The sequence below is a fragment of the Bizionia paragorgiae genome, assembly GCF_900107625.1.
Classification (GTDB): domain Bacteria; phylum Bacteroidota; class Bacteroidia; order Flavobacteriales; family Flavobacteriaceae; genus Bizionia; species Bizionia paragorgiae.
This window is the reverse complement of record NZ_FNQK01000019.1, coordinates 1-15,617: the sequence shown is the minus strand read 5'-3', so window position 1 is coordinate 15,617 and position 15,617 is coordinate 1. Positions and strand designations below refer to the sequence as shown.

Sequence of the window (15,617 nt, the reverse complement as noted above, 5' to 3'; positions counted from 1 at the left end):
GGTAGTAACGGCATCCTTTTTTTTAGCGTCTTTCTCGTTAAAAAAAGATATAGTGGATGGCACGACTCTAAATGTTTTTTTTGCTATTTAGAGTAACGCCCTACCCTTAAAATTAATAAGTTTTAATTGAAATGGTGTCGTTAATATAAATTAATATTTTCTGCGTAACTTTAAACTGCATGCCTTCTAAAATATCTTGATAATCTTGCAGTTGATGCTGATGCTTGGGATTAAATAATCCTGTTTTATAGTCTATTATTACCACTTCATTTTTCTTGTTTATTACCAACCGGTCGGGGCGCACCAGCTTTCCGGATTTGGTAATAATATCACGTTCGTTATAAATCGTGTTTATAGTGCTAAAGTACGCTTTTAATTCTGGATGCTTAATTATGCTCTGTATGGTATGTGTTAATTCTTGTGCTTGTAAGGCGTTAATATGCCCTGGAATCAAGAATTTCTGTATGGCGGTATCCACATCACTTTCCGATTTAATTTGAGCCATAATATCGTGAACGAGGTTACCTTTTTCTATGGCGTCTTGTTGCTTGGTATCCCACATGTATCCCGCATTAGTAACAATATTGATGTTGTGGTCTTCTTTGGCGGTGGATATAAATTCCGGTTGTTGAATGGTGTTGTTTTCTTCGTGTTTTGGTTGATGCTCGCGGGTTGCAGTGCCAAAACTATAGGTAAGCTGATTGTCGTTCCATTGGTTTATGTGTTGCAGGTAGTTGATAAGTAATCCAGAATACGACTTTGAGTTAACTTCCCCTTTTTTATTACTATCTTTTTTGGCTATAATATACAGTTGCTCCACGGCCCGGGTAAGGGTAACATAGAGTAAATTGATGTTGTCGAGTTCTAATTCTGCTTGGTGCTTTTCGTGAATACGCAACCCCTCGTCGCCAAAAAACTCAAAATCTTTATTGTAATTTAATAGTGTGTATTCGAAATCATTAAATTGTGAAGTGTCCAATTTAAACCATTCTTTAGGGTCGACCTCTCCATACACATTTTGTTGGGCGTAAGGGAAAATAACTACCGGGAACTCTAATCCTTTTGACACGTGAATGGTCATAATCTGAACAGCATCTTGGTTTTCTGGAGATACAATACTTAGTTTGTCCTTTTTGTTCTGGTAATACTCTAGAAAACCAGCTATATCCGATATGTTTTTTTGAGAATATTCTAAAACGGTGTCTAAATAAAACTGAATGTAGGCATTGGATACTTCGGCTAATTTAAAGGAGCGGACTATAGCCTCTGCGACATCATAAAGTCCCAGTTGAATGATGTGATTAGGATCCGCTATAATACCAAAATATTCAAAGCTCTTAAAGAACTCATTGATTGGCAATTTAACATGGTGTCTATAGTATTCATGCTTATCGTTAATATTATATTTATGGGCAATAAAGTCGAGAATGGTAATTCGTGCTTCCTCGTTGTTTGGGTTACTTAATAAGGTTAATACACTATTAGCGACTTTAACTTCGGGCGAATTATTGATTAGCATGGTTTGCGATGACGTTATTTTTATGCCTTGAGCACTTAAATATTGTGCGATAGCCACGCCTTCATCTTTTTTTCGTACAATAATACAGATGTCTTTTAAGCTGTATCCCTTATTTAAGCAGTTGGTAATGGTATTTAAAACATATTCTGGATACACCTCATTTTTATCATCGTCCTCTTCAAAATCTATAAAATCGATTTGAACAAAACCTTTCTCTTTTTTTGTTATCTCTTGCTGAGCTAATTCATAAAGGTTAGCGTAGTTTAAATGACTAAAGGCATTTGCCGATAAGTATTTAAAGAACCCATTATTAAAATGGACTATGTTTTCGTAACTCCGATAATTTGCAGGGAGGTTTTCTAGTTTTTGGTTGACATGAAAGGGGCTACTCGAACCATTAAATAAATCTATAAACTGCTCGGCTTTTCCACCGCGCCAGCGGTAAATAGCTTGTTTGGCATCGCCCACCAATAGTGCTGTGCCTTGTTCGCCTTTGAGGTTTTGGCCGGCCAAAGTGTTATCAATTAAAGGAATAAGGTTGCTCCACTGCATCTCGGAGGTATCTTGAAACTCATCAATAAAATAATGTCTGAATTTTTCCCCCATTCGCTCATATATAAAAGGGGTGGGTTGGTTTTTAATTTCGTCGCTAATAATGGCGTTAAACTCTGAAATTAGCATTTTGTTTTGTTCCGATTTTATAGCATTGAGTTCATTGTTGATTGCGTTAAGAACAGAAAGCGGTGTGCTATTTTTATAAAATGATTTTAAAAATTTTAAATGATAAACCTCATGCTTGATTTCACCGTATAACTGTCCGATTTTTGGAAGTAAAGCATCAATAGTCTCTTTTTTGTCGGCTGCTAAAGTTTTGGTGTATATACTAACGCCTTCTGCAATATTGCTCTCCAAATTATTATCGTAAAGACCGCTAAAATTTAAAGATTTTACTTTTACAAAATGCTTGGGTAGGGTGCCTCGAGAAAAGTCTTTGTGTTCCAGGTGATTATGAGCTATCAGGTCTAATACCGTGTCGGCTTTACTTTCAATGTTGTTTTCGGCTGCTGCAATAGCATTAATTAATGTAGTTTTTAGTTTGCTAAAATCGGCTAAGGTTTTGCCTTCAAGTGTTTTTACGTATTTTAAATCGTTTTCGTTTATTAATAATTTTGCGATGGTGTTAAAATCGCGTGCAACGTCCCAACTTTTATCGTCATCAGCTTTTTCAAGAGCAAAATCAATAAGCACTTTGGTAAGAGCTTTATCACTTCCTGCTTTAGAAATCAAACGATCGACGGCTTCGTTGAGTAGGGTTTCGGAATCTAAATCGACTTCAAAATTTAAAGGTAATTTAAGATCGTGCGCAAAGGTGCGAATTAGTCTATGGTTAAATCCGTCGATAGTAGAAATATCAAACGCCGCATAATTATGCATGATGGTGTTTAATATTTTTTTTGATTTAAGATGAAGAGCTTCGTGATCTATTTTTAATTCTTCGGAAATTATTGAGAAGATTGTTGAAGGTTCTTGCAGTATTATAGGTTCTGAAAACTCCTTTAAGGTGTCTACAATCCGTTCTTTCATTTCGGCAACGGCTTTATTGGTAAACGTTATTGCTAAAATATGCTTAAACTGATCTCTAGTTTTAGATTTGAAAAGTATTTTAAGATATTCTTTAACCAGTGTAAATGTTTTACCACTACCGGCCGAAGCATTATATACCGTAAAAGGCTGTAGGTTGCTCATGGTTTTTTTTGTTACAAGATAAAAACAATAATGATTTTTTTAGCCTTAGGAGTACTGTTTTTACGGCGAATTGCTGGGGTAAAGCAATTGGGGTGTTAAAGTATTATTAAAACAAACGGGATAGCTCTGTTTAAATTTTTAATTAAGGTCTTAAATTGTTAAATTTACGTTTAAGATTTATTAACCAAAAAAAACATAAAATTATGGCTTTCGAATTACCGAAATTAAAATATGCATACGACGCTTTAGAACCTAATATTGATGCTCGTACAATGGAAATACACCATTCAAAACACCACGCTGGATATACATCTAAATTAAATGGCGCTATTGAAGGAACTGATTTAGAGGGTAAAACAATAGAGAATATCCTTACTAATTTAGATATGGATAATAAAGCGGTTAGAAATAACGGTGGAGGGTTTTATAATCACTCATTATTTTGGGAGGTTATGAATCCAGAAGGAAAAGGACGTTTATCAGGTGAGTTAAAAGATGCTGTTGAAGCAGCTTATGGTTCTTTTGAAGCGTTTAAAGATGCGTTTAGTAATGCAGCAGCAACTCAGTTTGGATCTGGATGGGCATGGTTATGTGTTCATAAAGGAGGAAAAGTTGAAGTATGTTCTACACCTAATCAAGATAACCCATTAATGCCAGGTGTTGGTTGTGGTGGAACTCCAATCTTAGGATTAGATGTTTGGGAGCACGCATACTATTTGAACTATCAAAACAGAAGACCAGATTATATTGAAGCTTTCTTTAATGTAATTAACTGGAACGAAGTAGAGAAGCGTTATGCAAATGCAAAATAAGCACTCTTAATTATAGTCCTATCGACGCAATAATAAAAAAGCAGACTTTATAAAGTCTGCTTTTTTTGTGTCATTATTAAAAATAAAAAAGGTGAACGAGAGTTCACCTTTTTTGCCCCAAATCTACCATGAACTTAACCTACTTATGTTATGGTAAGTTTAAATGTACTAAATTATATTATTACCACTAGCTTTTTTTAGCTTAATGGTTAATAAAACCGATAAAGCGTAAACTGTTGCAAATCAATCGCTTGTGGCTTGGTATTTGTGTTGTAAGATAATTAATACGCTCGTTCTTTATTTCCTTCGTAGAAGTTAATAAACGCTCTGTTTACTACGCGATTCCCTCCTGGAGTTGGGTAATCACCTGTAAAATACCAGTCACCTAAATGTTCTGGACATGCAATATGTAAATTTTCTACAGGTTGAAAAATAATTTCGACTTTAGCTTTAACGTCATCATCCGTTAGGAGTTCTGAAATCTTAGCCGAAATTTCCTCAGGTGTAAAGACGTCATAAATTTCTTTGACGTAGTTTTTAATCTCAGTATCCTTTAAATCAACTTGTTTTAAGCATTTTTCATAGACTTCTTTAACAAGGTGGAATTTGTTATTGTCTTTTAATAGCTCTAAAGCGGCGTTAAAAGCAACTAAACTTTCTAAGTTAGCCATATCAATACCATAACAGTCAGGATAACGTATTTGAGGAGCAGAGGACACGACAACTATCTTTTTAGGGTGTAGCCTGTCCATCATTTTAATAATACTCTTCTTTAATGTAGTTCCTCTTACAATACTATCGTCGATAATAACAAGATTGTCTGTTGGTTTAATAACGCCATAGGTAACATCGTAAACGTGAGCTACTAAATCATCACGACTACTGTCTTCTGTAATAAACGTTCTTAATTTAGCATCTTTAATGGCTATTTTTTCAATACGTGGTCTTTCCGATAAAATATCGGTAACTGTTTCTGCACTTAATCCGCCATCACCCGCAATAATAGCTTGCGTCTTTTTCTTGTTTAAATGATCTTCTACCGATTCTATCATTCCGAAAAATGAGGTCTCTGCAGTATTTGGAATAAACGAGAATACGGTATTTTTAGTGTCATTATCTATGGCCTTTAAAACTTTAGGCATTAATAATTTCCCTAATTTTTTTCGTTCTTGATAAATTTCTGCATCACTTCCTCTAGAGAAATAAATGCGCTCGAAAGAACACGATTTACGTTCTAAAGGTTCTAATATTTTTTTAATAGATACTTTGCCCGATTTCTCTGTAATAATAGCATGTCCCGGAGCAAGTTCTTTAACATCATCAAACTCGACGTTAAAAGCGGTTTGAATTACTGGGCGTTCTGAAGCGACTACCACAACTTCATCGTCTTGGTAGTAATACGTCGGACGAATTCCTGCGGGATCTCTTAGTACAAAAGAATCACCGTGACCTAATAATCCAGCAATTGCATAACCTCCATCCCAGTTTTTAGCGGCGCGCTTTAGTATTTTTGCAACGTTTAAACGCTCTGCAATTAACGGGGAACATTCTACCTTTTTATAGCCTTCCTTTTTTAGTTTTCTGTAAATTTTATCGACAGAATCATCTAAAAAATGACCTATTTTCTCCATTATAGTAATGGTATCCGTGTATTCTTTAGGGTGTTGTCCTAAATCGATTAGATTTTGGAAAAGCTCTTTAACATTGGTCATATTAAAGTTTCCTGCCAAAATAAGGTTTCTGTGCATCCAGTTGTTTTGTCTTAAAAATGGATGTACACTTTCTACACTATTCTTTCCGAAGGTTCCGTAACGCACGTGTCCTAAAAATAACTCCCCGATATAAGGAATGTTTCTTTTTTGTAAAGCCACATCGTCGTTGTATTCTGGATGCGTTGTAAGCTCTTTGTTAATACGGTCATTAATTTGAGCAAAAATATCCTGAATAGGCTGTTGTTCTATAGAGCGTACGCGACTAATATAGCGTTCGCCTGGTTTGGTATCTAATTTAATACTTGCAAAACCAGCACCATCTTGACCGCGATTGTGTTGTTTTTCCATTAAAAGATACATTTTATTTACACCGTAAAATGCACTTCCGTATTTTTCTTTATAGAACTCTAATGGTTTTAAAAGTCTAACCATTGCAATACCGCATTCGTGTTTTAAAGCATCACTCATTGTGTAGTTGTGTTGTTGTAGTAGTTATTTATTTTCTGTTTCTTCCTGTGTTAAAGGAAATTAAAAAACGCGCTCCATATAATAGGAGCGCGTTAGTTTATGTTAATTTGATTTCAAATTGTGTTAAGGCCTTAAATTGTTGAAGCCTTTCATGAACTTCTTTATTCGTTAAGTTCTCCATACGTTCTGTGCCGAATTTTTCTACACAGAAGGAGGCTAAGGTCGAGCCGTATATAACCGCGTTCTTCATGTTCTCGAAAGAATGATCTTCTGTTTTAGCTAAATAACCTGCAAATCCACCAGCAAACGTGTCTCCTGCTCCCGTAGGATCAAAAACGGCTTCTAAAGGCAAGGCTGGAGCATAAAATACATGGTCTTCATGGAATAATAAAGCGCCGTGTTCTCCTTTTTTAATAACAACATACTTTGGCCCCATTTCATGTATCTTTCTTGCAGCAACAACTAAAGAGTATTCTCCGGTTAATTGTCTTGCTTCTTCATCGTTTATAGTAATGACATCAACATTTTTAATGACTGCTAATAAATCATCTAAAGCAATATCCATCCAGAAGTTCATAGTATCTAGAATGGCAAGCTTTGGCTTTTTAGTCATTTGATTTAATACACCTTGTTGTACTAAAGGGTGTAGGTTACCAAGCATAACCACGTCAGCATCTCTATAGTGTTCTGGAACAACAGGGTTAAAATGTTCTAAAACATTTAATTCTGTTACCAATGTGTCTCTAGAGTTCATGTCGTTATGGTATTTACCACTCCAAAAGAAAGTCTTCCCATCTTTTACAGTTTCAATTCCAGAAAGATCTAGGTTTTTACTCTTTAATAAGTCTAGATGTTCTTGCGGGAAATCGCCACCAATAATAGATACTAAGGTAGCGTCTACATTAAAATTGGAAGCTGATAGCCCAATGTAAGTGGCAGCACCACCAAGTATTTTATCTGTTTTACCAAATGGAGTTTCAATAGCATCAAAAGCTACCGTTCCCACTACAACTAATTTACTCATAAATTGTATTCTATATTTTTTGCAAAGTTACGTATTTTTTTTTCTGTTGACGCAAACGATTTAAAAACGATAATTTACATCAATTATTTTCTACCGAAATCTGCAGGAATTTCTCCCCAAGCTTTGGTTTCCCATTTTACTATAGTTGTAGAATAGTCGTTATTTTTTAGCCAACTTACAGCGCGATCTACTAAATCGAATACAGGTTTGTTTTTTGCCGTGCGCTCTAGTTTGCTGTTGCATTGTTTTTTACGTACCCAGCTCATTGCTGTTTTCGAGTCGGTATAAATAATACGGTCACTCTGGTGTTTTTTTAGAAAACTTAATCCGTGAACAAGAGCTAAAAACTCTCCTATATTATTAGTGCCTTGCTCGAAAGGGCCTTGAATAAATAATTGTTTTTTTGTTTTGGTATCTACACCACGGTATTCCATAATGCCAGGGTTTCCACTGGAAGCGGCATCAACGGCAATAGAATTATAATTGGGAAGACCAATTTTTTTTAGCTCAAGAGCGGAAAGTTCGCTTTTAAAAGACTTGCTTTTTCCAATATAATCAAAGTAATTACCGACTAAAGCTTTTTCAGCAGCATCACGAGTAGGAAATGACTTGTACTGTGCGCCTTCGAAATTCTTAATGTGTTTTTTGCATATATTCCAAGAGTCAAAAACGCCAGTTTTATGACCTTTCCAAATGGTGTAGTATTTTTTTTTCTTTGTGCTCATTTTTAATTTAGAAGCTCTTAGGTAGAAAGTGGGTATACAATTAAGCGTATTTAAACGAAATTACTCGTTTATACTTGCTGTTAAAAGTGCTTTTATAATCTAATGCGACCTTTTATTTTGTCGGTTTTATTAATTTTTCTACTACTATAGGAAAGTGTTTCATTTCTAATTCGTGGATTTTTTCAGCAACATCATCAGCCGAATCTGTCGTTTTGACTTCGCATTTTGCCTGAAAAATGATCGCTCCATCATCATAATTCTCATTTACATAGTGAATTGTGATGCCCGTTTCTGTTTCTTTGCTTTTTATTACGGCTTCGTGAACATGTTTTCCGTACATGCCTTTTCCTCCAAATTTAGGAAGTAAAGCAGGGTGGATATTGATTACTTTATTTGGAAATTCTGCAATAATATGCTCAGGGAATTTCCATAAAAAACCAGCCAATATTATAAGGTCGGGTTTAGACGCCTTTAAGATATTAAGAACATCATCGGTCTCGGTAAAGGCTATTTTATTAAATGATAAAGCGCTGACGTTTAGCTTTTTGCACCGGTCTAAAACTTTGGCATGAGGATTGTTAGTTAGAACCTGAATAACAGTAGCATTATCACTGTTGTGAAAAAACTTAATCAAATTTTCAGCATTAGTTCCCCCTCCGGAAGCAAAAATTACAATACGTTTCATTTACAGATATAATGTTTAAATTGTGTCCACAAAAAAAAGAATAATTATTAACAATTAAAGGGTAAATATCAAATAGTTAAAGTTTATTTATTAAATTACAACCACATTTTTGAAAGAAAGATGTGTTTTAAAATAAAGTTTTTTATTTTTGCCTCTTAATTAAAACTAAAAAAATTAAAATTATGTCAGACATTGCATCAAGAGTAAAAGCGATCATCGTAGACAAATTAGGTGTTGATGAAAACGAAGTTGTAACTGAAGCGAGCTTCACGAACGATTTAGGAGCAGATTCATTAGACACTGTAGAACTAATAATGGAATTCGAAAAAGAATTTGATATCCAAATTCCAGACGATCAAGCAGAGAACATTGCGACAGTTGGTCAAGCTGTATCATATATTGAAGCTGCAAAATAAGCATTAGAAATTTATGGAATTAAAGCGAGTTGTAGTAACGGGGCTAGGAGCATTAACACCTATTGGGAATACCAAAGATGAATATTGGGAAGCCTTATTAAATGGTAAAAGTGGTGCTGCACCAATAACCTATTTTGATACTGAAAAGTTCAAGACGAAATTCGCTTGTGAATTAAAAAACTTCAACGCGACCGATTTTCTTGATAGAAAAGAGGCTCGTAAAATGGACAGGTTTACGCAGTACGCAATGGTCGCATCTGATGAGGCTATTGCGGACTCTAAACTAGATTTAGAGACCGTAAACAAACTGCGAGTTGGAGTGATTTGGGGAGCAGGAATTGGAGGCTTGGAAACGTTTCAGAACGAAGTTTTAAACTTCGCTCAGGGAGATGGTACGCCAAGATTTAATCCGTTCTTTATCCCAAAAATGATTGCAGATATTGCACCTGGTAACATATCTATTAAAAATGGATTTATGGGACCTAATTACACCACTGTTTCTGCATGTGCCTCTTCGGCAAATGCTATGATCGATGCCTTAAACTATATTCGTTTAGGACAATGTGATGTTATAGTAACAGGTGGAAGTGAAGCTGCAGTTACAATTGCTGGAATGGGTGGTTTTAACGCTATGCATGCCTTATCTACTAGAAATGAAAGTCCGGAAACGGCATCAAGACCTTTTGATGCGACTAGAGATGGATTTGTTTTAGGTGAAGGAGCAGGAGCAATCATTCTTGAAGAATATGAACACGCTAAAGCTAGAGGGGCAAAGATTTATGCCGAAGTTTTAGGTGGAGGAATGTCTTCAGATGCTCACCATATGACGGCACCACATCCTGAAGGTATTGGCGTAATGGCTGTGATGAGAAATTGTCTAGAAAATGCAGGTTTAGAACCTGAAGCTGTAGACCATATTAACACACACGGTACATCGACACCGCTAGGAGATGTTGCAGAATTAAAAGCAATTACTGAAGTTTTTGGCGCTCATGCTAAAACAATTAATATTAACTCTACAAAGTCAATGACAGGTCACCTGTTAGGGGCTGCAGGAGCTATTGAAGCTATAGCCTCTATTTTATCTATAGAGCATGGTATTATACCTCCTACAATTAACCACACGACTGTAGACGAGAATATCGACCCAGAATTAAACTTGACCTTAAACAAACCTCAAAAGAGAGATGTTAAAGTGGCTATGAGTAACACCTTCGGTTTTGGAGGTCATAACGCTTGTGTACTGTTTAAAAAATTAGATTAATTTCTGAATGAAACGTATTCGTAACATATTTAATTCCCGTTCTAAAGACAACGGGATTTTTTTTGCGACGATCTCAAAAATTATTGGGTTTAAACCTAAAAACCTAGAGCATTTTCAAACCGCCTTTACTCACCGTTCTATGAACATAAAAAACAGTAAGGGAGATACGGTAAACTATGAGCGTTTAGAATTTTTAGGTGACGCTATGTTAGGCTCTGTTATTGCTCATCATTTGTATTCAGAAGTGCCTGGTGGCGATGAAGGCTACCTAACAAAAATGCGTTCTAAAATTGTTAGCCGTGAGCACTTAAATGAACTCGGTAAAGACTTAAAACTTATAGATTTAGTACAGTCGAAAATACCTAAAGGTCAATTTGGAGATAATATTCACGGTAACCTTTTTGAATCTATTGTAGGCGCTATATTCTTAGATCGCGGCTATTCATATTGCGAAAAGTTTATTCATGATAAAGTGATAGACCCTTTTGTAGATATTGAAAAACTAGAAGGCAAGGTTATTAGTTATAAAAGTCTGCTTATCGAATGGTGTCAAAAAGAAAAGAAAACCTTTAATTATAACGTGTATGAAGATACCGGTAATGATGAGGTTAAGCATTTTTCGGTAAAACTGTCGATAGACAATAAAGTGGTTTCGAAAGCACGAGCAACTTCAAAAAAGAAAGCAGAAGAAAAAGCGTCTAAACGTGCCTTTTTTGCGTTTCAAGATGCCATTTCAAAAGCATTAAACGACTAAGTCCCTAAATTCGCTTACTGGTATTACAACTATTACCATACTTTCTATCCCCTAAGTTTTACGTTAAGATAACGTAAAATAATAGGGTCTAAAAACTAATAATATTATATTTACACGTTAAAATTGGTGTGAATAAATGGCGATAAAAAAATTGGTTTTAGATGATTTTTTCGAGGAAGAAGAATTTACACTCATTGGCATTCACTCAAACCTAGAAGATTTCAGACTGGCTTACTTAATAAATAAACAGTTAGAAATCCATCTTTATAGGAAGACAGAAGATATCAAGAGTGACAATCTAGCAGCTCATTATTCGATTTTTGAATGGATAGATCAAGACCAAGATACCGTTTGGAATTTGGTGTCTAATACCTGTAAAATAGAGATGCAGCAACAACCCGATTCTGTAGACTCCCTATTTGGCGATGGTAAAACAACAAAAACGTATCACCTATTACCCGAATATAAGCGTGTTAATTATCTCCTAAAGATCGAGAGTGAATTGGACGATGACGAGCAAAAGCTTATATTAAACACAATACAAGAGATTAAACAAGTAGTGATGGCTCATTTTATAGACGCCAATCAGCTCAAATCAAAAGAAAATTTAATATTTAACTAATGTTGAAAAGAAAAAAGACAAAAATTGTTGCCACTTTAGGCCCAGCGACTAGCAATAAATCAGTGCTTAAGGCTATGTTAGATGCTGGAGCAAATGTATTTAGAATAAACTTTTCGCATGCAGATTATGAAGACGTTAAAGAGCGTGTCAAAATGATTCGCGAGCTTAACGAAGAGTTTGGTTATAACGCTTCTATTTTGGGCGATTTACAAGGCCCTAAACTCCGTGTAGGAGTGATGAAAGGTGAAGTCTTCGTAAATCCAGGAGATGAAATCGTTTTTGCTACAGGAAAGAAATTTGTAGGGACCAAAAAACGTGTTTATATGACTTACGATAACTTTCCTCAAGATGCAAACCCGGGTGAGCGCGTGCTTTTAGACGACGGAAAATTAATCTTCGAAGTTGTTTCTACAAACGGAAAAGATGAAGTTTTAACCAAAGTTATCCAAGGCGGACCGTTGCGTTCTCGTAAAGGTGTAAACCTTCCAAATACAAACATTTCACAACCCGCTTTAACAGAAAAGGATATTGAAGATGCGATTTTTGCTTGTGAGTTGGAAGTCGATTGGATCGCTTTGTCTTTCGTGCGTCACGCCGAAGATTTAATGCTGCTTCAAGATTTAATTAAAAAACATAGCGATCATAAAATTCCAATTATAGCTAAAATTGAAAAGCCAGAAGCAGTTGAGAATATCGATAAAATTGTAGCGTATTGCGACGGATTAATGGTAGCAAGAGGTGATCTAGGAGTAGAAATCCCTGCCGAAGAAGTACCATTAATACAAAAGAAATTAGTTCATAAAGCTAAAAGTGCTAGAATCCCTGTAATCATAGCTACCCAAATGATGGAGACCATGATTACAAGTTTAACACCTACACGTGCAGAGGTTAACGATGTTGCCAATTCGGTTATGGACGGTGCCGATGCCGTAATGTTATCAGGGGAGACAAGTGTTGGTCAGTACCCTGTCGAGGTGATTCAGCAAATGTCGAACATTATAATGAGTGTGGAGCATTCAGATTTAATAAAAGTGCCACAATCTCCGCCACATGTGCGTACTAAACGTTTTATTACGAAATCAATTTGTTATCATGCGGCATTAATGGCTAACGATATTAATGCTAAGGCGATAACAACACTAACTAATAGTGGGTATACTGCATTTCAGATTTCAGCTTGGCGCCCAAGTGCTCACATTTTAGTGTTTACCTCAAATAAGCGTATTTTAACACAACTAAGCTTGCTTTGGGGAGTTAAAGCATATCACTACGATAAATATGTTAGTACCGACGAAACTATTGAAGATGTCAATAAATTCGCTTTGGCACAAGGTTTTGTAACTAAAGGTGATATGATGGTGAGTTTAGCAGCAATGCCAATTCAAGATAAAGGAATGGTTAACACCTTACGTGTGTCCGAGATTTAGAAGTCTTTGGGCGTTTCTAGTTTACTATTATAAACTAGACCGCGCTATACACTATATCTTTTGCAGTAAAAGCAAAAGGATGCCGTTACTATCGCTAACGCAAATAATATATATTAAAACCCGAATTTAAGCTGTGCACTTACAGTTTTAGATTCGGGTTTCTTTATGGCTTTTTCAGTGTTTAAATTCGATAATGATATGCCTAACAAACGCACAGAATTCTCCAGTTTTTCTTGGTATAATAGGTCCTTAGCGGTCTCTAAAAGTAAGGCTTTATCACTCACAAAATAAGGCAGTGTTTTACTTCGGGTATGCAACGAGAAATCACTGTATTTAATTTTAAGAGTCACAGTCTTTCCAGCTATTTTATTAGACTTTAAACGTTTTGATACCTCTTCTGCAATATGTTCTAATTTTTCTAACATAAAAACTTCCGACGATAAGTTTGTGCTAAATGTACGCTCTGCAGCCAAACTCTTTCGTGTTCTATTGGGTTTTACTGCACTGTTGTGAATGCCGCGAACAACATCGTAATAGTAACGTCCCGATTTCCCAAAGTTGCTTTCTAAATATGCTAACGATTTTGTTTTTAAGTCCGCTCCCGTAAAAATGCCTTTTTGATACATTTTTTCGGCGGTCACTTTGCCTATACCATAAAACTTTCGAATATCTAAAGCCTCTAAAAAGTCTAGTACGTCTTCTGGGTTTACTGTTTTTTGTCCGTTGGGTTTATTGTAATCACTAGCGACTTTGGCAATAAATTTATTTATAGAAATGCCTGCCGAGGCCGTTAGCCCCACATCTTTTAAAATGCGTGCTCGTATTTCTTCGGCGATAAGCGAAGCGCTGGGGTTTCCTTTTTTGTTTTCAGTAACATCTAAATAGGCTTCATCTAAGGCAAGGGGTTCTACAAGATCTGTATACTCGAAAAAAATAGCTCTTATTTGCTTGGAAATTTCTTTGTAACGGTCAAATCGCGGACGAACGAAAATGAGGTCCGGGCAATTGCGTTTAGCCATTACCCCGCTCATTGCACTGCGTACCCCAAATTTTCGTGCCTCATAACTTGCTGCGCTTACCACACCGCGAGTTTCGCTACCGCCAACAGCTAGTGGTTTTCCTATAAGTTCGGGATTATCCATTTGTTCGACAGAGGCATAAAATGCATCCATATCGACATGAATAATTTTGCGAATAGGAAAGTCTAAAGACATGTTTTCTGAGTGAATGTCAAAAATACTATATCTTTGGCTTAAATTCGAAAAGTACGGTTACTAATCGTCTTATTTAGTTTCATATAAGCTTAAGTCCAGAATACTATGATAGAAATTGAACGTAAATTTTTGGTGCAGTCCTCAGATTATAAAGTGCAAGCTTTTAAACAGACTGTAATTATACAAGGTTTTTTAAATACCCATAAAGAACGTACAGTTCGTGTAAGATTAAAAGGCGATAAAGGATTTTTAACGGTGAAAGGGCAGTCTACTAACGACGGTGTATCTCGCTTTGAATGGGAGAAAGAAATTTCTAAAACAGATGCCGAGTCCTTATTGCAGTTGTGTGAGCCTGGAATAATTAGTAAAGTAAGGTTTGAGGTTAAAGTGGGGCAGCACATTTTTGAAATAGATGAGTTTTCTGGCGATAATGAAGGATTGGTTGTCGCAGAAATTGAATTGAGTTCAGAAAATGAAACCTTTGAAAAACCCGATTGGTTGGGAGATGAGGTTACCGGAGATATTAGGTATTACAATTCCCAATTAAGTAGTTACCCTTATCGTCAATGGAGCTAAGGTTTTGTTCTTAAAAGCGTGCTACAAAATAAAAAAGCCACATCTTTTAAGATGTGGCTTTTTGGTTTTTTTAATTTGGTTGTTGGTTAAAGGTTTAGTTACTGTTAGGACCTCCACTTTTAATAATGAATTCCGAACGTCTGTTTTGTTGGTGTTGCTCTTCAGTACAGTTAGCACCACATGCTACTGCTGGTTCGCTTTCTCCTTTTCCATCTCCTGATATTCTAGAAGCTGAAATTCCTTTTGAGATAACGTAAGCTACAGTTGCTTTTGCTCTGCGGTCGGATAAATTCATGTTGTAACTATCCGAACCTCTACTATCTGTGTGAGACGTCGCATAAATAACCATTTCTGGGTATTTGTTCATTACTAATACTAATTTATCTAATTCTGCTGCTCCTTGAGGTGTAATTTTAGATTTGTCAAACTCGAAGTAAATTGGGTCTAATACCACTTTATCTTCTACAATAATTGGTTTTATTGGTGTTAGATCTACGGTAACTTCTTTGCGCTCCTCTTTAGAACCTGCAACAGTTACTGTGTTGTCTTCAAATTCTGCCTTCGTTACTTTTAAGCTTGTTTCTTGGTCGCACCCTGTTGTAAAGGTTGTTACCCCTTGTGCATTGGTTGTTGCGCTTCCTAACACGCTACCT

Annotated in this window: 14 protein-coding genes; 7 read left to right on the top strand and 7 right to left on the bottom strand. The window is 35.9% G+C overall.

Annotation, left to right across the window (positions count from 1 at the left end):
• Nucleotides 1-112 precede the first annotated feature (112 nt).
• Nucleotides 113-3,265, bottom strand: coding sequence for a UvrD-helicase domain-containing protein (locus BLV64_RS12270; RefSeq protein WP_092135958.1), 3,153 nt, complete (start codon nucleotides 3,263-3,265; stop codon nucleotides 113-115).
• A gap of 203 nt (nucleotides 3,266-3,468) precedes the next feature.
• Here BLV64_RS12270 and BLV64_RS12265 point away from each other — a divergent pair, with 203 nt between their 5' ends.
• Nucleotides 3,469-4,077: a superoxide dismutase gene (locus BLV64_RS12265; protein ID WP_092136069.1), complete on the top strand. Its 609-nt coding sequence runs from the start codon at nucleotides 3,469-3,471 to the stop codon at nucleotides 4,075-4,077.
• A 281-nt stretch (nucleotides 4,078-4,358) separates the two neighbouring features.
• Here the strand turns inward: BLV64_RS12265 and BLV64_RS12260 are convergent, their stop codons facing one another.
• The 4 genes from BLV64_RS12260 to purN all read right to left on the bottom strand — a co-directional run bounded on the left by BLV64_RS12260 (nucleotide 4,359) and on the right by purN (nucleotide 8,691).
• A complete protein-coding gene (locus BLV64_RS12260) occupies nucleotides 4,359-6,257 on the bottom strand; it encodes an amidophosphoribosyltransferase (protein ID WP_092135955.1) in 1,899 nt (632 codons plus the stop codon).
• 97 nt (nucleotides 6,258-6,354) lie between these two features.
• Nucleotides 6,355-7,281, bottom strand: a complete 927-nt coding sequence (locus tag BLV64_RS12255; protein ID WP_092135953.1) for a PfkB family carbohydrate kinase — start codon at nucleotides 7,279-7,281, stop codon at nucleotides 6,355-6,357.
• A gap of 83 nt (nucleotides 7,282-7,364) precedes the next feature.
• On the bottom strand, nucleotides 7,365-8,006 hold the full coding sequence (locus BLV64_RS12250) for a ribonuclease H1 domain-containing protein (RefSeq protein ID WP_092135950.1): 642 nt from the start codon (nucleotides 8,004-8,006) through the stop codon (nucleotides 7,365-7,367).
• Between the two features lie 112 nt (nucleotides 8,007-8,118).
• A complete protein-coding gene (gene purN, locus BLV64_RS12245; protein WP_092135948.1) occupies nucleotides 8,119-8,691 on the bottom strand; it encodes a phosphoribosylglycinamide formyltransferase in 573 nt (190 codons plus the stop codon).
• A 182-nt stretch (nucleotides 8,692-8,873) separates the two neighbouring features.
• Here purN and BLV64_RS12240 point away from each other — a divergent pair, with 182 nt between their 5' ends.
• The 5 genes from BLV64_RS12240 (at nucleotide 8,874) to pyk (ending at nucleotide 13,174) form a co-directional block, all read left to right on the top strand.
• Nucleotides 8,874-9,107: an acyl carrier protein gene (locus BLV64_RS12240; RefSeq protein ID WP_013869581.1), complete on the top strand. Its 234-nt coding sequence runs from the start codon at nucleotides 8,874-8,876 to the stop codon at nucleotides 9,105-9,107.
• Nucleotides 9,108-9,120: 13 nt separating this feature from the next.
• Nucleotides 9,121-10,371 carry a beta-ketoacyl-ACP synthase II gene (gene fabF / locus BLV64_RS12235; RefSeq protein WP_092135945.1) on the top strand — a complete coding sequence of 417 codons (1,251 nt, stop codon included), beginning with the start codon at nucleotides 9,121-9,123 and terminating at the stop codon, nucleotides 10,369-10,371.
• 7 nt (nucleotides 10,372-10,378) lie between these two features.
• On the top strand, nucleotides 10,379-11,125 hold the full coding sequence (rnc, locus tag BLV64_RS12230) for a ribonuclease III (protein WP_092135943.1): 747 nt from the start codon (nucleotides 10,379-10,381) through the stop codon (nucleotides 11,123-11,125).
• 136 nt (nucleotides 11,126-11,261) lie between these two features.
• Nucleotides 11,262-11,747, top strand: a complete 486-nt coding sequence (locus BLV64_RS12225) for an IPExxxVDY family protein (RefSeq protein WP_092135940.1) — start codon at nucleotides 11,262-11,264, stop codon at nucleotides 11,745-11,747.
• The gene (gene pyk / locus BLV64_RS12220) at nucleotides 11,747-13,174 is read left to right on the top strand and encodes a pyruvate kinase (RefSeq protein WP_092135937.1); all 1,428 of its coding nucleotides are present in this window, start codon (nucleotides 11,747-11,749) and stop codon (nucleotides 13,172-13,174) included. Before BLV64_RS12225 ends, pyk begins: the two co-directional genes overlap by 1 nt.
• A 113-nt stretch (nucleotides 13,175-13,287) precedes the next feature.
• On the opposite strand, the gene dinB is transcribed toward pyk, so the two are convergent.
• A complete protein-coding gene (gene dinB, locus BLV64_RS12215; protein ID WP_092135934.1) occupies nucleotides 13,288-14,388 on the bottom strand; it encodes a DNA polymerase IV in 1,101 nt (366 codons plus the stop codon).
• Between the two features lie 105 nt (nucleotides 14,389-14,493).
• On the opposite strand from dinB, the gene BLV64_RS12210 reads away from it, so the two are divergent.
• Nucleotides 14,494-14,964 carry a CYTH domain-containing protein gene (locus BLV64_RS12210; protein ID WP_092135931.1) on the top strand — a complete coding sequence of 157 codons (471 nt, stop codon included), beginning with the start codon at nucleotides 14,494-14,496 and terminating at the stop codon, nucleotides 14,962-14,964.
• A 94-nt stretch (nucleotides 14,965-15,058) separates the two neighbouring features.
• Here BLV64_RS12210 and BLV64_RS12205 read toward each other — a convergent pair.
• A partial coding sequence (locus tag BLV64_RS12205; RefSeq protein WP_143034164.1) for an OmpA family protein occupies nucleotides 15,059-15,617 on the bottom strand: 559 nt, incomplete at its 5' end.